At 67.7% G+C, this 17,717-nt stretch carries 19 protein-coding genes and 1 pseudogene; 13 read left to right on the forward strand and 7 right to left on the reverse strand.

Annotated features, from left to right (window positions below; translation table 11 throughout):
* From HUW62_RS36420 to HUW62_RS36445, 7 genes are all read left to right on the forward strand, one after another.
* The coding region (locus HUW62_RS36420; RefSeq protein WP_176437036.1) for a transposase at positions 1-380 on the forward strand (380 nt) is incomplete at its 5' end.
* 213 nt (positions 381-593) lie between these two features.
* Positions 594-893 carry a hypothetical protein gene (locus tag HUW62_RS36425; RefSeq protein ID WP_163865995.1) on the forward strand — a complete coding sequence of 100 codons (300 nt, stop codon included), beginning with the start codon at positions 594-596 and terminating at the stop codon, positions 891-893.
* A 109-nt stretch (positions 894-1,002) separates the two neighbouring features.
* Positions 1,003-1,983, forward strand: a complete 981-nt coding sequence (locus tag HUW62_RS36430; RefSeq protein WP_163865994.1) for a C2 family cysteine protease — start codon at positions 1,003-1,005, stop codon at positions 1,981-1,983.
* Complete coding sequence (locus tag HUW62_RS49205; protein WP_255203855.1) at positions 1,980-2,387, forward strand: hypothetical protein; 408 nt, start codon at positions 1,980-1,982, stop codon at positions 2,385-2,387. The genes HUW62_RS36430 and HUW62_RS49205 overlap by 4 nt, the downstream gene beginning before the upstream one ends.
* Positions 2,388-2,593: 206 nt before the next feature.
* Entirely contained in the window at positions 2,594-2,956 is a 363-nt protein-coding gene (locus tag HUW62_RS49210) for a hypothetical protein (protein WP_240356424.1), read from the forward strand.
* A 56-nt stretch (positions 2,957-3,012) separates the two neighbouring features.
* Positions 3,013-3,354: a DUF2845 domain-containing protein gene (locus tag HUW62_RS36440; RefSeq protein WP_163865993.1), complete on the forward strand. Its 342-nt coding sequence runs from the start codon at positions 3,013-3,015 to the stop codon at positions 3,352-3,354.
* Between the two features lie 196 nt (positions 3,355-3,550).
* Positions 3,551-4,144 (forward strand): biotin transporter BioY, encoded by a 594-nt coding sequence (locus HUW62_RS36445; RefSeq protein WP_163865992.1) that lies wholly within the window; start codon positions 3,551-3,553, stop codon positions 4,142-4,144.
* Between the two features lie 15 nt (positions 4,145-4,159).
* On the opposite strand, the gene HUW62_RS36450 is transcribed toward HUW62_RS36445, so the two are convergent.
* On the reverse strand, positions 4,160-4,888 hold the full coding sequence (locus tag HUW62_RS36450; protein WP_176437037.1) for a YopT-type cysteine protease domain-containing protein: 729 nt from the start codon (positions 4,886-4,888) through the stop codon (positions 4,160-4,162).
* A 295-nt stretch (positions 4,889-5,183) separates the two neighbouring features.
* Between HUW62_RS36450 and HUW62_RS36455 the strand changes: the two genes are divergently transcribed.
* The 3 genes from HUW62_RS36455 to HUW62_RS36465 all read left to right on the forward strand — a co-directional run bounded on the left by HUW62_RS36455 (position 5,184) and on the right by HUW62_RS36465 (position 7,820).
* On the forward strand, positions 5,184-5,342 hold the full coding sequence (locus HUW62_RS36455) for a hypothetical protein (RefSeq protein ID WP_176437038.1): 159 nt from the start codon (positions 5,184-5,186) through the stop codon (positions 5,340-5,342).
* 138 nt (positions 5,343-5,480) lie between these two features.
* Entirely contained in the window at positions 5,481-6,464 is a 984-nt protein-coding gene (locus HUW62_RS36460; protein ID WP_176437039.1) for a hypothetical protein, read from the forward strand.
* Between the two features lie 150 nt (positions 6,465-6,614).
* Entirely contained in the window at positions 6,615-7,820 is a 1,206-nt protein-coding gene (locus HUW62_RS36465; RefSeq protein ID WP_163865988.1) for a hypothetical protein, read from the forward strand.
* A gap of 90 nt (positions 7,821-7,910) precedes the next feature.
* Here HUW62_RS36465 and HUW62_RS36470 read toward each other — a convergent pair whose 3' ends face one another.
* Entirely contained in the window at positions 7,911-9,578 is a 1,668-nt protein-coding gene (locus tag HUW62_RS36470) for an alpha/beta hydrolase-fold protein (protein ID WP_176437040.1), read from the reverse strand.
* Positions 9,579-10,022: 444 nt separating this feature from the next.
* Between HUW62_RS36470 and HUW62_RS36475 the strand changes: the two genes are divergently transcribed.
* From HUW62_RS36475 to HUW62_RS49215, 3 genes and pseudogenes are all read left to right on the forward strand, one after another.
* Positions 10,023-10,754 (forward strand): DUF6310 domain-containing protein, encoded by a 732-nt coding sequence (locus tag HUW62_RS36475; protein WP_368670570.1) that lies wholly within the window; start codon positions 10,023-10,025, stop codon positions 10,752-10,754.
* A complete protein-coding gene (locus HUW62_RS36480) occupies positions 10,751-11,506 on the forward strand; it encodes a DUF5953 family protein (protein WP_163865986.1) in 756 nt (251 codons plus the stop codon). Before HUW62_RS36475 ends, HUW62_RS36480 begins: the two co-directional genes overlap by 4 nt.
* A 55-nt stretch (positions 11,507-11,561) precedes the next feature.
* A pseudogene (locus tag HUW62_RS49215) lies at positions 11,562-11,832 on the forward strand (hypothetical protein).
* Positions 11,833-11,876: 44 nt separating this feature from the next.
* On the opposite strand, the gene HUW62_RS36485 reads toward HUW62_RS49215, so the two are convergent.
* From HUW62_RS36485 to HUW62_RS36505, 5 genes are all read right to left on the reverse strand, one after another.
* Positions 11,877-13,532, reverse strand: coding sequence for an FAD-binding dehydrogenase (locus HUW62_RS36485; RefSeq protein ID WP_163865985.1), 1,656 nt, complete (start codon positions 13,530-13,532; stop codon positions 11,877-11,879).
* A 45-nt stretch (positions 13,533-13,577) separates the two neighbouring features.
* Positions 13,578-14,105 carry an ureidoglycolate lyase gene (locus tag HUW62_RS36490; protein ID WP_163865984.1) on the reverse strand — a complete coding sequence of 176 codons (528 nt, stop codon included), beginning with the start codon at positions 14,103-14,105 and terminating at the stop codon, positions 13,578-13,580.
* Positions 14,106-14,191: 86 nt separating this feature from the next.
* Positions 14,192-15,601 carry a pitrilysin family protein gene (locus HUW62_RS36495; RefSeq protein WP_176437041.1) on the reverse strand — a complete coding sequence of 470 codons (1,410 nt, stop codon included), beginning with the start codon at positions 15,599-15,601 and terminating at the stop codon, positions 14,192-14,194.
* A 13-nt stretch (positions 15,602-15,614) separates the two neighbouring features.
* Positions 15,615-17,051 carry a pitrilysin family protein gene (locus HUW62_RS36500; RefSeq protein WP_163865982.1) on the reverse strand — a complete coding sequence of 479 codons (1,437 nt, stop codon included), beginning with the start codon at positions 17,049-17,051 and terminating at the stop codon, positions 15,615-15,617.
* A gap of 91 nt (positions 17,052-17,142) precedes the next feature.
* A partial coding sequence (locus HUW62_RS36505) for a hypothetical protein (RefSeq protein WP_368670571.1) occupies positions 17,143-17,717 on the reverse strand: 575 nt, incomplete at its 5' end.

Genomic DNA, 17,717 nt, shown 5'->3' on the forward strand with positions numbered 1-17,717 from the left:
CCACCTTCCAGAGGAGGATGCTGCCGCTCATGAGCGAGGTGGAAAGACTCCTGGAGGAGGTCGTGGAGGTGTGCCCGAAGTCGGTGGCCGGCACCGCCAGGCAAATCCTCAAGCTCAAGGAGTCTCTCTGGACATTTGTCTATACAGAGGGCGTCGAGCCCACCAACAATCTCGCCGAGAGAGACCTGCGCCATGCCGTCATCTGGCGCAAGACGAGCTTCGGTACCCAGAGCGAGGACGGCAGTCTCTTCGTCGCACGCATCCTCACCGCCGTGATGAGTCTCAGGAAGCAGGAGCGCAACGTGCTCGACTATCTCACCGCCTCCGTCGAAGCTCAGCTCCACGGCACTCCCGCACCCTCACTGCTACCCGGCACGTAACCTCAGTTCACCTTTCCGCCGGCCTGCGCCGTGAACGGTTACTGCGTTATCTCCCGCTCCAGCTCCCCGCCCTCTAGCCCCCCAACCACGCGCACTCACAGTCAAGGCCATACGGCCCGTGCAGGGGCCCATGGTAGCGTCCACCCACATCATCCAGGGCGAGGACCGCTCCACGCGGCCCCGCCCGTCCTGACGACCGGGGGAAACAGTCACATGGCATCCGACACCATCACGCTCATCAAGGGCCAGGGGCCCGTCGCGCTTCCGGAGAAGCCCCACCTGCGCGTGGCCAGCGGCAACTTCTGGCCCGAGGAAGTCGAAGCCAAGGGGGGCCGCGAGAAGCAGCTCACCGCAGGCCTCTTCATCATCGACACCCGCACGTCGCCCTCGAAGCAGGAGCATGTGCGCGTCCACGCGACCCAGGTGGTGGAAGTGGATGGAGCCTCGCTCGAAATCCTCGAGGTCAGCGGCGCCGAGGGCACGGAGCCCGCCATCCACCTGAAGGTCCGCTGATCTCCGCACGCATAGTGCGGGCCCGACGCAACTCTTGCGTTGACATCGCGATAATCCAGACATGCATCACTGACGCCCTTGGGGGGGCGACAGTCCAGGGGGAACATCCATGAGCTTCAAGATTGGGAATGAGGGGTCCCGCGTCACCCAGACCCTCCCGAAGGCCACCGAGAGCGTCCAGCCGCAGGTCAAGACGCAGGAGGCCCGCCAGCAGCAGTCGAGCGCCCGGACGCAGGACGGCATGCTGCCGCCCAGCCGCCGTGAGCAGTTCGCCGCCGCGCTGTTCGGCGCCACTCCGCGGACCAGCGGCGCGGAGAGCCCGAAGACGAAGGACCCGAAGGCGCTCGACACCAACGTCACCTACGGCCCGGTGAAGAACGGCAGCCTCTTCGAGGCCGGCACCGACGGCGTCAACGCGCACTGGAACGACGTGCAGCAGGGGCAGATTGGCGACTGCTACCTGATGACGTCCATGGGTGCGATTGCGCGCGCCAACCCGGCCCTCATCGAGAACATGGTCAAGGGCCCGGACGCGTCCGGCAACTACAACGTCACCTTCCAGGACAAGGGCAAGCCGGTGACCATCACCGTCACCCCCGACCTGCCCCTGAACTCCAGTGGCAACCCGGCCTACGCCGCGACGCCGCGGGAGGGTGGCAAGGCGGAGCTGTGGCCGGCCCTCGTCGAGAAGGCCTATGCCCAGTGGAAGGGCGGCTACCCGAAGATTGTCCATGGCAACAGCGCCAACGCCATGGAGGCCATCACCGGCAAGAAGAGCAGCAGCCTGGACGTCGGGGGCGCCACGCTGGCGGACCTGGAGAAGCGGCTGAACGCGGGCGAGGCCATCACCGCGGGCACGCACGACGACATCAAGTTCCTCGGCTTCGACATCGCGGACGGCACCGACAAGCCGCTCTACAAGAACGGCACGCTGGTGGCGGACCACGAGTACTTCATCTCGGGCGTGGACACCAAGGCGGGCACGGTGACGCTGCGCAACCCCTGGGGCTCCGGCACGCCGGACATCGTCCTCACCGAGGCGCAGTTCCGCGAGTCCTTCCAGTACGCCAACACCAACCCGACGAAGTGAGTCGACGGGCGGCGGTGGGCACGCGCGGGTGGACCGGACTGGCACTGGCCCTGGGGCTGGTGCTGTCCGGGTGCGCCCGTGAGACGCCCGCCGTGCCGCCCTCCTCGGCGGAGCAGTCCGGCACCTTCACGCTGACGAAGAACCACGGCCCGCTCCAGGTGACACCGCACCTGAGCCTGGCCACGGGCAACTTCTGGCCCGAGGACACGGATGCGGGCGTGCGCGGGTCCACCGCCGCCCTCTTCCTCTACGACTCGCGAGTCGTTCCACCGGAGCAGCGGCACGTGCGCGTGCGCGCGGGCCAGACAGTGGAAGCGGCCGGCGAGGTGTTCGAAGTCATCGAGGTCATCGACCGCGGCGACGAGAAGCGCCTGCGCCTCAGGCTGCGTCCGCGTCAGCCCTAGACGGAGCGGGCAGGCAGCGCGGGGGCTTCACGCGGCTTCAGCATCCCCGCGGCCATGCGCGCGGTGAAGGCGCGCGGTGCGAAGCGCGGCAGGTTGGCCTGGAGCCAGTTGCGCCAGCCGGCGATGAGCGAGGCCCTCCCCTGCTCGAGTCCTCGGAGGCCCGCGAGGGCCACCTGTCCTGCCGTGGCCACCGGGCCCACCGCCACCTGCCGGGTGCCCACCACGTCGAAGAAGGCCGTCTCCACGGGCCCCGGGCACAGCGCGAGCACCCGCACGAGCAGCGACTGTTCCGCCTGGTCCGCGCCTTCCTCGCGCCGAGAGTCGAGGCGCTGCGCCCCAAGGACCTCGACATGGCTGTCTTCATCCTCGTGCACTCGGTGGAGACGCTGTGCATCAAGGCGGTGTCGGACCGGCCGGACTATCTGACGAACGAGACCTTCCTCGACGAGCTGGGTGCGTTGATGCAGGGATATCTCCAGCCGGCGGGGGAGTCCGCACGGGCCACGCCGAAGCGGGCGACGGGACGGAGGAGAAACCCGGCCTCGCGGGAAATCACCACGAGCTCGTGAATATCCCGGGGGCGCCTTCGTCCTTCGCGCACCCCCGCTCGTTGGAGCTGCCTCGCATGCGTACCCTCCTGGCCGGCCTCGTCCTCGCCTCCTTCATCGTGCCCTTCCGTGGTGAAGCGGCGTCCATGCGCTGTGGCAGCAACCTCATCTCGGATGGCGCCTCCCAGTCCGATGCGGTCATGAAGTGCGGACAGCCCATGAGCACGCACGTCCGAGAAGAGTCGACCTCCACGAGGAACCGGGTCCGCGGAGGCAAGGAGGACTCCGCCACCACGCAGACGGTGACGGTCCAGGTGGAGGAGTGGACGTACAACTTCGGGCCCAACCGCCTCATGCAGGTGGTCACCTTCACCGACGGCAAGCTGACCGACGTGCGCAGCGCGGGCTACGGCAAGTAGAGCCGCCGCGCGGCCCCGAAACCTGAATCGAGAGAGGGGCGGTGCCTCATGCACGCCCAGGCGGCACACCCGGAAGTCTCGGGCGAGCCCCCCTTCGCCTCCTTGCATCGGTGAGCGTCCTCACCGAGCATCGGTCCGTGTCTTCCCTCCCCGCCGCGTCGTCGCGCGGCTCGCACTCCTCGCTGGTGGGTCGGCGGTGAGCGCGGGCGCGAGTCCTCCACCGCATCGCGTCCTGGCTGACGTCTTCGTGCGCACGCGTGCCCAGGAGGCCGCGCTCGTCCTCGGCGCGGCGCTCTTCACGGCCTTGTGCGCTCAAGCCTCCATCACGGTGCCGGGCTCACCCGTGCCCGTCACGGGACAGACGTTCGCCGTCGTCCTCACGGCCGCCGCGCTCGGGCCTCGGCGAGGCGTGGCCGGGCAGCTCGCCTATCTCCTGCTGGGAGCGGTGGGGCTGCCCGTCTTCGCGAAGGCGGCCAGCGGCTGGGCGGCGCTCGTCGGGCCCACTGGCGGCTATCTGGTGGGCTTCCTGCCCGCGGCCTTCCTCGTGGGCCTCGCGGCGCGCCACGCCTACGACAGACGCCCGCGGACAGCGGTGCCCCTCTTCCTCGCGGGGCAGCTCGTCATCCTGGCCACGGGCGTGTGCTGGCTCAGCGTGGCGGCCTCTCTCGGACTCGCCACGGCCATCCACAAGGGCTTCGTGCCGTTCATCCCCGGGGGGCTGCTCAAGGCCGTCCTCGCCGGTGTCGTCACCTCCCTCGCCTGGCGACGCGTCCAGGCTCGCGAAGCCTGACCTCCGCAGGGGCCTTCAGTTGCAGCGCAGCAGGTTCCACTGGTTGGTCTTGTAAGGGCATTCCGGGCCCATGAACGCGTTGATGACAACCGCCGCGTCTTCCGAACTCGAGGCGAAGACCTCGCCGTAGTTGGGGTCGAAGATGTAGAAGTAGGTCGAGAAGACGCCATCCGAGCGATAGATGGCCATGGCATGCTCCGAGGAAGTCGTGCCATGCACGGGTGTGACGACGTAGGTGGAGCTCTTGTGTATCTTCTCCGAGGCAATCGTCTCGGCCACTTCGGCGTTCGTGACAGTGACGCTCGTCACACTCGCGGGACGCACCTTCAGCTTCTTCATCACGAGCAGCGCGCTCTTCTGGAGATGGATGCCATTGACGTCGACCAGGGAAAAGCGAGTCATCTCCTCGTCGTTTTCCCCCAGGTATTGAACCAGATTGCCTCGGTTCGGCATGAACCCTGACCTGGCCACGAGGACGAGCGCCTCCTGCATGTTGACCATGTCCATCACCTTCTGCTGACGGGCCAGGTATTTCTGGTGAAGAGCGTGCAGCTCGACGGCCTCGTCGGTGAGCAGTTGGAGTCGAGTGTCCACGTCCTGCTTGGGGACGTCCCACCCATCCTTCTTGCTGTCGAGGATGTGCCTCACCCAGCGGCTGGCCAGGGCGAGACAGAACCCTCCCGCCTTGAGCCCCTTCTTCAGTGCGAGCTTCTTCTGGCTGAACTCCGTCCGTTTTCTGGTCATGAGCCCTCCCCGGCGAGCTGACGCCGGGTGAGCAACGACTGTGCCAGTCCGCGCTCCAGAGCGGCCCCCGCGAGGAGTATTCCTGACATGCCCTGGGATGGGCACCGGCGTGCGTCCAGCGGCAACGGGCCTGCGTCCATCTGGCACGCGAAGCGGCGCTCGCACCGCGTCAATCGCATCAACGAGCGGGCCAGACTTCACGGGCGCCGGGACACCGCCGGCGCCCCCCGAGCGGAGCCTCAGGCAACGCGGGGGGAGGTCCACCTCGGTGCCGACCACCACGTCGAGGGAGTGGGTGAGCACGTTCCGCGCGATGGCGGCCACCACCGCCGCGTCGCGCGGCCCCTCCTTGCGAGACTGCGCGAGCCGAGGGCCCACGTCCGCCGCGCGCGCGCAAGCGAGCATCGACGCAGGCACCCGGCTCGGGCACGAGGACATCGAGTTGCCGCGCTGATTCCCTGACGAGGACCAGGTCTGGGCTCACGAACACCTCGACCTGTGCTCATCGGGTGCCCTCGAGTCTGACTTCGTGGAGGGAGACGGAGAAAACAGTGCGTCGATGTATAATGGATGTCTCACCCCTGGAGAATCCATGACTGGACGTCTTCGCAACTGGCTGTCGCTCGTTGGTGGTGTCTGTGTCTTGCTGGCCTCGCTTCCAGCGAGCGCGAACCTCTGGCCTGGATACACTCCGGGCCTGCCGGTGTATGTGATTGGTCGGTTCCACAACGCCATGGCGATGGTGCAGTACCTGCAAGCCCAGGGCATCGCGGCGGAGACGTATGCGGCGAGCAGCTACGTGTGGAGCTCGGGCCAGGTCCTGCTGACGGGGACGAGCGCGGCCAACACGGCGGGCGCGGCGACCATCTCCGCGGGAAACGTCGGGTGGATGCAGGCCGCCGCGGCGGAGGCGCTCTCTGGCAGCGCGCAAATCATCGTGGTGGGCGAGGGCATCGGTCCCATCACCGTCACCGAGGCGGCCATCGCCATGCAGACGGGCGCGGAAATCACGTCGGTGGCCGTGCCCGGCAGCGCCGTCGCCATCGAGGCCACCGCCGCGGAGGCCCAGGCCGCCGTGAGCACGGTGGGCGCCATCGCGGGGACCACCGTGGCCCCCGTCGTCGTGGCGACCGTGCTGGTGGTGGGCACCGTCATCATCGCCGTCGAGGTCGGCGCCATCGTCTACTACTGCCATCAGGCCGGCGGGCTCATGCAGTGCTTCGTGGACCCGTCGTCGACGCCCGCGACGGGCCCTGTCACGGACGGCGGTCCGCGCGATGGTGGCTCCGGCCCGCAGGACAGTGGGTCCTTGCCTCCGGGTGGCTCGAGTGACGGCGGGTACACGGCCCCGGGCGGCGGCTGGGACGCTGGAACCCCCGGAGGTGGCTGGGACGCCGGCCGTGCTGATGCGGGGGTCTACACTCCGAGCCCGCCCACGGGAGGCGGGACACCGGATGCCGGCACGGTGGGCCGCTATGGCTACTGCGGTTGCTCATGGACGTCGCTGTATTGCGGAGGCCGCTGCCAGGCGGGCCTGTACTGCGACTGGACGGGCACCTGCATGGCACAGCACTGACCCGCAGCTTACACGGGTTCGCTGCGACAAATCCGAGCCGGCTCCGTTCCCCATCACGATGAGCCCTGCTCCTGCCCCAGGTTCCCCTGAGGGCATGGAGCAGTTGACCGGGTTCCACTCGGACTTCACTCGGGCCGACCCTGGAAGCGCATGAGCCAAGACGCCACGCCCTCGTTGTCCCCCGATGAACTGGAAGCGCTGAACGATGCCCACATGTGGAGCGAAAAGCTCCAGCACCTCGCCAACATCGAGGTCGAGTACCCCTCGCACCGTCCCATCTCCTCCGGAGGGCAGAGTCCCACGCACAGTCAGGGCGTCTTCTATCGCCTGGGCTTCAGGCACCTTCGCTGGCGCGCCACGGATGGCTCCGACCATGGAGGCTCGCTCGCCCTCGTGCGGGGTCGGTGGTTCAAGGAGGACGCGGCCTACAACTTCCCGCCCGACGTCCAGGCGATGATTGTGGACGTGCACAATGACCAGGCCATGGCCTTCCTCACCTACAAGGAGGGAGAGGACGTGGACCAGGCCCAGGTGGTGGCCGCCGCGGCGGGCGAGGAGGGCGCGGCCATCCCCGTCGCCCGGAGCATGGGTGAGTACATCCGGAAGGCCGTGGAGGCGCGCTTCTCCAACTATTGGTTCCTGGAGCCGGACCTGGGGAGAGCCACGAGGGACTGGGTGGATGCCCAGCCGCTGCGCGACGAGCCCAACTTCGAGGTGAAGGTGGAGGCCGTGGAGCCCGCTGACGCAAGCGCGCTGCGGGCCCAGTTGCTCGACTGGCTCTCCAGCCGAGGCCGCAAGTCCATCGCCGTCGCGGCGGGCTACGAGGGCACGGACGGAGCCGGCCTGTCGCGAGCCATTGAACAGGTGCTCGCCACGGGCAAGCCCGCGGCCCAGAAGAAGCTGACGGCCCGGCTGTTGAAGGATGGCGGCCATGACTACCGCCAGGACTTCTTCCTGGACCCACTCCCCGAGGGGCTCGTGGCGGTGCGGCTGCACACCACCCGGCTCAGGTCGGCCTACCTCGGCGCCTTCCGAAGCACGCTGAGCCCCAAGCTGCTCCAACTCCTCCTGGATTGCCCGGGAGCGGAGGCGCTGCATCAGGCGGTGGGGAACCTCGACCACGTCCGCTTCTCCTTGGCGCGCTACGTCGACATCGCCCCGCGGTTCATCGTGAACGCCTTCGCCAGAGAGCCCGAGAAGACGCTGCCCCGGGGGAGGGTCCATGGCCAGTTGCACCTCGTGGCGCTGCTCCCGCGGGCGCTGCTCCCCTCGGGCTGCGAGCCAGGCGCGACGTTCCACTCCATCGCCCCAGCCAGTGACGGTGCCTACGACGGCAAGGTCATGAAGAGCATCTGAGCGCCTCCGCGATATCCGCGGGACCTCTATTCGCGGCTCCGAGTGCCCTGGGCGACCCTACATCAGGAGCGCCCAGGGACACGTCGGGCCTCAGGGCCTCTGCTGTGCGAGCAGCCACTCCCAGACCTTGGGGTCCTTGTAGACGGTGTCCCAGATGCCATGGCCACCGGTGTTGTAGAGCGTGAAGAGGACCGGGTGCGCCGGCCCCGCGCCCGTCGTGTCCATGGAGGCCTGTCCGTTGATCCACTCCCACTTCTTCGTCGCGGGGCGGAAGAAGGCCGTCTGCGTCGCGTTGGGCGCGGTGTAGGTGCTGAGCACGCCGCTCGTCCCGCCCATGGCGGTGCCGAACTGGTCGAACCAGGAGGCGGTGGCGGTGTAGAGGTACTGGCCGTCATTGACGGCGTGGAACGCCCAGATGCCGAGCCCCGAGGCAATCATCCCGTTCGCGTAGGCCTGGTCTCCGGGCCAGGACGTCGGGCACGCGGCGACGATGCCCGCGAGCCGCGAGGGGAACGTCCTGGCATAGGAGAGCGAGCCCCCGCCGCCGAGACTCAGGCCCGTCATGTACACGCGGCGCGGGTCGACCTTGAGCTGAGAGACGATGTGGTTGAGGAAGGGATGGAGCAGGTTCTCGGCCTCCCACGGGCTCCAGGTGCTGCCGTTCGACGCCTGGGGCGAGACGAGGATGAAGGGAAAGTCCTTCCCCTGGTTGTCGATGTAGTTCTGCGGCCCATGCGCGCGGACCCGCTTGAGCTGCGTGGGCCCGCCGTCACCCGTCTCCGATTGCCCATGGAGGAAGAAGACGATGGGCCAGTTCGAGCCCTCCTGATAGCCGGGCGGCAGGTACAGGACGTACCCGTAGTTGCCGGGTGAGGACGCCGTCCTGTAGACCTCCGTCGTCGTTCCGCGTCCCGTGGGCGCGGCAATCACAGTCACCGTCGTCGTGTTCGACGTGCTGGCGCCGTCGTCATCCGTGGCGGTGAGTTCGAAGATGTACGTCCCGGCGACCAGGCCCGAGACGCTCGTGTTGAGCGAAGTGGGAGTCACGAGCGTGGCGGTGTTGGGTCCCTGCGTCTGGGCCCACTGCCGCGAGACGATGGAGCCATCCGCGTCGCTGGCGGTGCCGGACAGCGTGGCGGTCGTCGTGGGCAGCGTCACCGTCTGGTTGGCGCCGGCGGAGACGGTGGGGGGCGTGTTCACAGGGCCGCTCGGGTCCACGGGGCTGCCGTAGATGACCAGCTCGTTGGTGGCGCCGTACAGCGTCCGGGTGAAGCGCAGGTAGCGGGTGCGCTGGGTGATGGGGAAGAGCTTCCACTGCTCCCACAGGTTCGTGCTGAACGTGACGACGGGTGTCCAAGCGCCGGGGGTTCCGACATCGAACTGGATGGTCCCCGTGTCATACGTGTCGAAGACCCCCAGCTCCGTGAGGTCGTGGGCCGCGCCCAGGTCGATGATGAAGCCCATGGGGTAGGCGCTGGCGTTGTAGACGACGTTGGCCCAGCTCGTCGCCGGCTTGAAGCTGGAGCCGCCGCGCGGATCGCCAATGGCGGCCTGTTCGTCATAGAGCGCCGCGTAGTTGCCCACGGCGGGACGGACGTCATCCACCCTCACCATGGAAGGGGTGATGGGAATCTTCACGCTGGTGGCGAGTGATTGTGCGTGGGTTTGTGGCGCGGGTGCGACGTCATCGCCGGGGGCGGCTCCGCAGCCAATACTCCACGCCAACAGAGCAACGGCCTTCCATGAAGCGGTTCTCATCCAGGTGTCTCCTCGCAAGGGGAGCACCGCCAGAAGGCAATGATGATGCCATTCATGGATTATTGTAATTTCATGGATTTATGGAGGACACCGTGAGGAGTCCACCCCGCATGATGAGGGGCTCGCACCCAGCACGCAGAAGCTTCAATCCAGGGGACCTCTTCCAGGGGAAGGCACGAAGCAATCAATCCGCATTAGAGGAAACCTCAGAGGCGGGCTAGCATTGAGCAGTCGCTCTCTGGCTCGAATGAAGAAGACGTGACCATGCATCTCCGAGCGTACGCCGCACTTCTCCTCGTCCTCTCTGCCTGCGCTACGTCAGCGCCGAGCCCAAGGGAGCGCGTGACGCGGGACTCAAGGAGCGCCAACCTCCAGAGAGCAGCGACGCTGCCGTGGAGTGACGGGGGACGCTGCGTCGTGCAAGAGGCCTCCCAGGCATGGCCCATGCTGGTGGAGCGGTGCTTTCATACTCTCGACCGGGAACGGGTCCGGTTTCACGACACCACGGGCAGGTGCTCGCTTGCTTCCGCGGATGCGGCCGTTTGGGGAATTGGCCTCTGTGTCTTGGCGGCGCCGGAGATCGTCGCGGGCGCGGTGATCATCGTTGGCGTGGTGGTCGTGGGAGTCGTCATCAAGGAAGCGCTGGATGCGTATGAGTTGAGCGGGAGTAGCCAGGAGGAAGTCGAGCCCGCGCCCCAAACAAAGCCCGCCTCGCAGGAGCCCTCGTCGAATCGGAAGCCCAAGCCCGAGCCATCAGGGCAGGACGGGTTCCCCCCGTCGCCGACCGAGCCCGTGGCGGGCGAGCGCCGCCCGAATTGCAGGCCCATCCCGGTGCCACATGCGGGAGGAGATGATCCGCATAATGAATGCGCCGACAGGTTTCCGCCGAACCGCTACCCCGGAATGGACGTACTCGTTGGCGGCAAGCTTTTTGATGCGCTGCAAGTCGGCGTGCGCGTCCTGTGGGAAATCAAGACCGACCAATTTGACACGTACAATGCCTTTCTCAAGGGGCAGGTGGTCAAAGACCAGGTGGCCAAGATGAGGGAAGAGCGCGACATCGCGCTGTCATGTGGATATGGCTTCGTCGTTGGGGTGAGCACCGAAGCGCACAAAGACGCGCTGGAACGTGCAGCGAGTGAACTGGATATCGTCGTCACGGGGTGCAAGCGATGACGGCGCAAAGCACCCTCGGCCTCATTGTCTACGCGCCTGCCTTGCTTGCCAGGGACGGTCGCGCGCTCGCTGTTGTGCAGGGGCTCGAGCGGGCTTTCCCCGGCTTGCGCCTTGATTGGAAGGTTTCCGAAGACGGGCGCCCCACCGTATTGCCGCAGCGCGACGCGTGGCTCGACGAAGAGAGCAAGGAGGGTGGCTTCCCTCTCGTGTGCAACGGCGACGAAAGCTCTCCGGTGATGATTTATGGGTTGCAAACACCCGCCCGCCGAGCGCCGGGTGGGCAGCCGTTGCTCGATGTCCACGCAGAGCTGCCCCTGGATGAGGCAGTCATCGCGGCAGCAGCGGATGTGCTTGGAGGCGTCGCAGAGGCAGCCCGCGCGTTCTGGGGGCATGCGACGCCATCTAGCGCGGGGGTCGAAATCGCGCGGCAAACACGCGATCCGGTCCACAAGCCAGGGGTGCCGCCCCGGGGACTGCCAGCACTCAAGCTGCCAGAGCAGCTCAGCTCGGCCGAGATTCCACATTGCCTGGGGTGGCTGAACTATTGGTCTGCCGCGGCCGCACATGCCATCGGGTTCCCGGACCCTGCCCGCGACGCGGACCTGCTCTCCAGGGCGCGGCGCACCGATGCGGGCGGGTGGGTGGTTCGGCTCACGGACGCGCCACTCGACCTGGACAATGCGGCGCACCTGGACGCACTGAAGCGGGCCTACGAGCGCTTCCCAGCAATAGGCCGGCGCGCAGCCCCTTGAGACCCAGTCGAAGAATTGAGGTGGTATGTCCGAAGCGCCACCACGGAAAGCGCTGATGAGCGGCGAAGCAACATGGCAGGGCGACTGGCCTTCGCTTCTGTATGCGTGCGTGCGCGAGCAAGGCTATACATCGCTCACTGCATTCGCCGACGCACACCCCTCCATCCCATTGGTCGAGTTGGCGGAGATGCTCGGCGAGGACCACTTCAGCGCAGGCTCGCCAAATCATGGCAACCCTCCTCGCCACGCCTCCACCCGCCGGCTGGCGCCCGCTCAGCCACGACGACGAGCTCCTCCGCACCCTCCTCCCGGACGACAGCGCCTGACCCGCAGGCCCACGGCGGCACCACCGCCGCGGGCCTCTCACGCTCTACACAGCCTTCACCAGCGCCCGACCCGCCGCGCGCCCCGAGAAGATGCACCCACCCAGGAACGTGCCCTCCAGCGCCCTGTACCCGTGCACCCCTCCTCCACCGAACCCGGCCACCTCGCCGGCCGCGTAGAGCCCGGGAATCACCTGTCCCTGCGCCCCGAACACCCGGCCTGACAGGTCCGTCTCGAACCCTCCCAGCGTCTTGCGCGTCAGCACGTTCAGCTTCACGCCGATGAGCGGCCCCGCCTTCGGGTCCAGGATGCGGTGCAGCTTCGCCGTGCGCACCAACTGGTCTCCACGGTACCCGCGCGCCTGTCGAATCGCCGCAATCTGCAAATCCTTCCCGAACGGGTTGTCCAACTGCCTGTCCCGCGCGAGCACCTCGCGCTCCACCGTCGCGAAGTCGAGCACCTGCTTCTCCGTCTTCGCGTTCATCCCCTCCACCAACGTTCGCAGGTCATTCGCGACGACGAAGTCCGCGCCGTGCTCCTTGAACGCCTCCACCGGCCCCATCGCCTTCTTCCCCACCGCCCGGTTGAGCACGCCCTTCCAATCCTTGCCCGTCAGGTCCGGGTTCTGCTCGGACCCCGAGAGCGCGAACTCCTTCTTCAGGATCCACTGGTTCAACACGAACCACGAATACTCATACCCCGTCTTCAAAATGTGCTCGAGCGTCCCCAGCGTGTCGAAGCCCGGATACAACGGCGGAGGCAAGCGCTTGCCCGTCGCATCCAGCCACAGCGAGCTGGGCCCCGGGAGAATCCGGATGCCGTGCCGAGGCCAGATGGGGTTCCAGTTCCTCAACCCCTCCGTGTAATGCCACATGCGGTCGCGGTTGATGAGCCGTCCACCCGCCGCCTCCGTAATCGCAATCATCCGCCCATCCACGTGCGCCGGAACACCCTGCACCATGAACTTCGGCGCGGGCCCCATGCGCTCGGGCCAGCTCTTGCGCACCAGCTCGTGGTTGCCGCCAATGCCTCCCGACGTCACGACCACCGCCGAGCCTCGCAGCTCGAAGTCCCCCGCCGTCTCCCGCGGGCTGCTCACCCCACGCTCCACCTCCGAGGGCACCAGCTTCTTCCCTCGCACCCCCACCACCGCCCCCGCCTCGACGAGCAGCTCGTCCACCTGGTGCCGGAACAGGAACGTCAGCGTCCCCTTCTCCCGCGCCGCCTGCGCCCGCCGGATGAAGGGCGCCAGCACCCCCGGCCCCGTCCCCCACGTCACGTGGAAGCGAGGCACCGAGTTGCCATGCCCCACCGCGCCGTAGCCACCGCGCTCGGCCCAGCCCACCACCGGGAACCAACGCATGCCCTGCGCGTGCAGCCACGGGCGCATCTCCGTCGCCGCGAAGTCGACGAAGGCCTCCGCCCACTTCCGGGGCCAGTGGTCCTCCTCGCGGTCGAACCCCGCCGTGCCCATCCAGTCCTCGAGCGCCAGCGCATGCGAGTCCTTGATGCCCATCCGCCGCTGCTCCGGCGAGTCCACCAGGAACAACCCGCCGAAGGACCAGAACGCCTGTCCTCCCAGGTTCTGCTCGCCCTCCTGGTCCACCACCGTGACGCGCTTGCCCGCGTCCGCGAGCTCCGTCGCCGCGACGAGCCCCGCGAGCCCACCACCCACGACGATGACATCCGCCTGCTGTCCCATCCGGAGCCTCCCAGGTCCAAAACCAACGGAGGCCGGATGATAGCCTCAGTCGTCGACCTGGACGCGCACCCTCGACGCCTCGGCGAACTGACGCACCACGCAGTCCCCCGCGCTCCCATCCTCCCAGGCCAGCATCGCGAACTCCGCCGGGGAGTCCAACGCGATGATGGGGTGGTGCCACACGCCCCGGTGGTAGTTCACGCCCTCCCCCGGCCCACACACGAAGGCCTCCAGCTTCTCCACGTCCGGGCCTCCCTCGGGCAGCCCCGGCGCGACACACACCAGGTACCGCTCGCAGCGCATGGGCAGGAACGCCTGGCTCGAATGCGGATGGTGCTCCAGCAGCTTCACCGTGAAGGGCAGCCCCTGGGGCACCGAGCGGAACACCGCGAGGTTCGGCTTCGCCGACTCCCGCCCGTTCTCCAGCCGCGCCGACCAGTCGAACCGCACCGCCGTGCCCTGATTCGCCGACGCCCCCGGCGCCAGCCCCGCGGATACCACGTCACCAAACGGGGCGAAGCCTTCCGGCGACAACTTCCGCGCGACGATGACTCGGGGCTCGTGCTCACTCATGCCTGAAGCATATAGCCCTGGGGAATGACGCGCCCAAGGCGACCAGGGCGGAGGCGACAGCCAGCCTCCGCCCCAGGCGGTTCGACTCAGCGAGCCGGCGGCGGCAGCACCTTGAGCTGCGGCTTGACGACCTTCAGGTCGCCCACCACCACGATGGTCATCGCCTCACGCGAGAGCGACCTCGTGGCCATCTGCCGCACCTGCTCGGGAGTGACGGCCATCACCGTCTGCACGTAGTCGCGCAGGTACGAGTCCGGCAGCCCGTGGAGGTCCACGAAGCGCAGCTTGCCGATGATGCCGTTGCGCGACGAGTTCTGGAGCAGGAAGACCCCCGCCAGGTAGTTCTGCACCTCGCGCAGCTCCTCGGCGGAAGGCGGCGTCCTGCGCAGCGTGTCCACCTCCTTGAGCACCTCCTTGAGCGACTCCCCGGTGACGGCCGTCGTCACGTCCGCGTTCTGCACCCAGGACGCATCCCCCACGTGCACGGAGACCGTGCTGTAGGGCGAGTACGAATAGCCCTTCTTCTCGCGGATGTTCGCGGTGATGCGCGAGCTGAAGTAGCCCCCCAGCAGCGTGTTCATCACCTCCTGCTGGACGTAGTCGGGGCTCGTGGGCGGCAGCGCCTTCACCGCGACGCGCACCGTGGACTGCACCGCGCCGGGCCGGTCCAGGTACTGCACCGACTTCGCCACCTGCTGCGTCGGCGGGTTCTCGACTCGCGCGGGGCCCGGCTTCCAGCCGGAGAACGCCTCGCGCACCGCCTTCTCCACCGAGGCCGCGTCGAACCGGCCGACGATGTACAGCCGGGAGCGGGTCGCGCCGATGTTCGCGTCGTAGTACGCGCGCACGCCCTCTCGCGTGTAGCCCTTCAGCATCTCCTCCGTCGGGAAGAGGCGGCCATAGGGATGGTCGCCATAGACGGACTTCGCCAGCAGCTCGTCGGCGAGCGTCTGCGGCTGGCTCCGGAAGATGGCCACGTCACGCAGCAGGTTCGCCTTCACCCGCTCCACCTCCGACGGGGGGAAGGCCGGGTTCTGGATGACGTCCGCGATGAGCGCCACCGCCTGGGGCGCCGACTCGGAGAGCACCTCCAGGCCGACGAAGGTCTGGTCCGGCGTGGTTCCGACGTTGAGCTGTCCACCCAGGCCGGCGGCCGTCTGCGCCACCTGCTCGGCGGAGCGCGTCGTCGTGCCCTCCACCAACAGCTTGCCCGTCAGGTCCGCGAGCCAGACCTCGTTGGCCTTCTCGTGGATGTTGCCCGTGTCGATGGCGAGCTGGATGGCGACCTTCGGCATGTCTCCATAAGGCAGCAGGGAGACCTCCAGCCCGTTGTCGAGCTTGAACTCGGTGCGGACCGGGACCTTGAAGGGCACGGGCGCCGCGGGAGCCGGAGGCGCCTGCTTGACGGGAGCGGAGGCGAGGGCGGGCGCGTTGAGAAGCCCGAGCACCATCAGCGCGGGAGCGACGAGACGACTGCGAAGTGAGCGCGTGTTCATGGGTCGCATGTCCTCAGCGGGCCTGGGCCTTGGTGGGGGCGGGAGTCACCGTGAGCACCGTGCGGTTCTCACGGCGCAGGTACTCGCGCGCCGTCTTCTGGATGAGCTCCGGTGACACCTTCATCAGCTCATCCTCGAGCCGGTTGATGCGCTCCGGGTCGTCGAAGAAGAGCGCGAAGGAGGCCAACAGGTCCGCGCGGCCGAAGCCGAGGAACGCCTCCACGTGCTCGTACAGCCGAGAGCGCGCCTTCACCCGCGCCCGCGCCAGCGTCGCCGCGTCGATGGGCTTCTCCTGAAGCTGCGTCACCACCCCGTCGAACTCCTGGAGAATCGTCTCCGTCGACGTGCTCGCGTCATGGAACAGATAGGCGGTCCACTGCATGGGGCCGTTGTAGTTCCACTGGTTGCCCAACTCGTTCACCCCGCCATTCAGCTCACCGGCGAGGCCCTTCTTCTGCACGAGCTGCTGGTAGAGCGCGCTGTCGTTGCCCTTGAGCAGCACCTCGTCCACCAGCGCCATGGCGTAGTACTCGGGCGTGCCCACCGCGGGCATGTGGTAGCCCACCGCGAGCGCGGGACGCTCGGCCAGCGGGTCCTTCTTGTCGTGGCGCTTCTCCTTCTCCTGGCGCGGCTCGGAGATGTCCGGCTTCTGGGGCTGCGCCACCGTGGGCAGCGGCCCGAAGTACTGCTTCACCCAGCCCTTCACCTGCTCCGGCTCGAAGTCGCCCACCACCACCAGCACGGCGTTGCTCGGCGCGTAGTACGTCTTGAAGAACGACTTCACGTCCGCGAGCGTCGCGGCCTCCAAATCCTTGAGGTCGCCGTAGAAGTTGTGCGCGTTGTACCAGTTGGTGTTCGCCACCTGCGGCATGTCCAGCCACGGGAAGCCGCCATAGGGCTGGTTGAGGACGTTGACCTTCACCTCGTTGGCCACCACGCCCTGCTGGTTCTTCAGATTCTCCTTCGTCACCTCCAGGCCGCGCATCCGGTCGGCCTCCGCCCAGAGCATCGTCTCCAGCGCGTTGGAGGGGACAATCTCGAAGTAGTTGGTGAAGTCGAAGCGGGTGGAGCCGTTGAGGATGCCGCCGTTCTTCTGGATGAGGCGGATGAACTCCATCTTCCCCAGGTTCGTCGAGCCCTGGAACATCATGTGCTCGAACAGGTGCGCGAAGCCGGTGCGGTTCCTGGGCTCGATGCGAAAGCCGATGTTGTAATAGACGCCAATCGCCGTCTTGGGCGCCGTGGTGTCTCGCGAGAGCACCACCTTCAAGCCGTTGTCGAGCTTGAAGTAGTCCACCGGCACCTGGAGCTTCGGCGTCTCGGCCGGGGCCGCGGCCACCGGCGTCGCCTCGGCGGGGGCCGGGGGTGGGGCTTCTGGCTTCTGGGCTTCATGTGAGGCCGCGCACCCGAGGAACGCGGCGGCTGTGAGCGCTCCAAATACTCTTTTCATCGACCCCTCCCAGGGACCTGGCCATGCGTCGAAGGACGCCGACCCTTACGGCGAGCTGCGACCATCGATTGCGAGAACGTGCGGGCGACTTCTAGGCCACCCTGATGGGGGCCGCGCAGTAGGAGCAGGCGAGCTTGTCGCCTGGAAGAACATTGTCCGCGCCCACCGGGGCATCACACGACGGACACCGGCGGGCGACCCCCTGCCCCCGCTCCAGCGCGTCCCGGTGGACGTACTCGCGCGACTCCGAGAGATAGACGAGGTCCACCTCGTGACGGGCGATGAGCGCGGTGAGCAGCGCGGCCGCCTCGTCCTCGGGCATCTTGACGTGTGCGGCCGCGTCGCTCGCGCGAAGCCGGACCTGTGCTCGGATGAAGCCACGCAGTTGCTCCCGGCGCCGGGCCATTCGGGACGGCGCCATGCCCTTCTTCCACAGGAAGACGCCCACACCCACGAGCACGCCCGCCATCGCCAGGATCAACCACCCATCCGAGGCTTTCTTCCCTTCCTCCGGTGAAACGATTCTCACCACGCCCACCGCCAGCCCCGTCACCCCGAACGCCGCGCCAGCGCCCCCCACCCACGCGACCACCATGCCCGCGAACCTCGCGAGCCATTCGAGGGCACCCGAAGCACCAGGCCCCGAGGCGGCGGGCGGCGGGGCCA

Source organism: Myxococcus sp. AM011, from assembly GCF_013372595.1.
GTDB lineage: Bacteria > Myxococcota > Myxococcia > Myxococcales > Myxococcaceae > Myxococcus > Myxococcus eversor.

Excerpts from the sequence above, each read along its gene's own strand:
- HUW62_RS36440 (WP_163865993.1), top strand. The coding sequence starts at position 3,013 with ATGCGTACCCTCCTGGCCGGCCTCGTCCTCGCCTCCTTCATCGTGCCC.
- HUW62_RS36470 (WP_176437040.1), bottom strand. The coding sequence starts at position 9,578 with ATGAGAACCGCTTCATGGAAGGCCGTTGCTCTGTTGGCGTGGAGTATT.
- HUW62_RS36485 (WP_163865985.1), bottom strand. The coding sequence starts at position 13,532 with ATGGGACAGCAGGCGGATGTCATCGTCGTGGGTGGTGGGCTCGCGGGG.
- HUW62_RS36500 (WP_163865982.1), bottom strand. The coding sequence starts at position 17,051 with ATGAAAAGAGTATTTGGAGCGCTCACAGCCGCCGCGTTCCTCGGGTGC.
- HUW62_RS36480 (WP_163865986.1), top strand. The coding sequence starts at position 10,751 with ATGACGGCGCAAAGCACCCTCGGCCTCATTGTCTACGCGCCTGCCTTG.
- HUW62_RS36465 (WP_163865988.1), top strand. The coding sequence starts at position 6,615 with ATGAGCCAAGACGCCACGCCCTCGTTGTCCCCCGATGAACTGGAAGCG.
- HUW62_RS36460 (WP_176437039.1), top strand. The coding sequence starts at position 5,481 with ATGACTGGACGTCTTCGCAACTGGCTGTCGCTCGTTGGTGGTGTCTGT.
- HUW62_RS36490 (WP_163865984.1), bottom strand. The coding sequence starts at position 14,105 with ATGAGTGAGCACGAGCCCCGAGTCATCGTCGCGCGGAAGTTGTCGCCG.
- HUW62_RS36450 (WP_176437037.1), bottom strand. The coding sequence starts at position 4,888 with ATGACCAGAAAACGGACGGAGTTCAGCCAGAAGAAGCTCGCACTGAAG.
- HUW62_RS36475 (WP_368670570.1), top strand. The coding sequence starts at position 10,023 with ATGCTGGTGGAGCGGTGCTTTCATACTCTCGACCGGGAACGGGTCCGG.
- HUW62_RS36430 (WP_163865994.1), top strand. The coding sequence starts at position 1,003 with ATGAGCTTCAAGATTGGGAATGAGGGGTCCCGCGTCACCCAGACCCTC.
- HUW62_RS36425 (WP_163865995.1), top strand. The coding sequence starts at position 594 with ATGGCATCCGACACCATCACGCTCATCAAGGGCCAGGGGCCCGTCGCG.
- HUW62_RS36495 (WP_176437041.1), bottom strand. The coding sequence starts at position 15,601 with ATGAACACGCGCTCACTTCGCAGTCGTCTCGTCGCTCCCGCGCTGATG.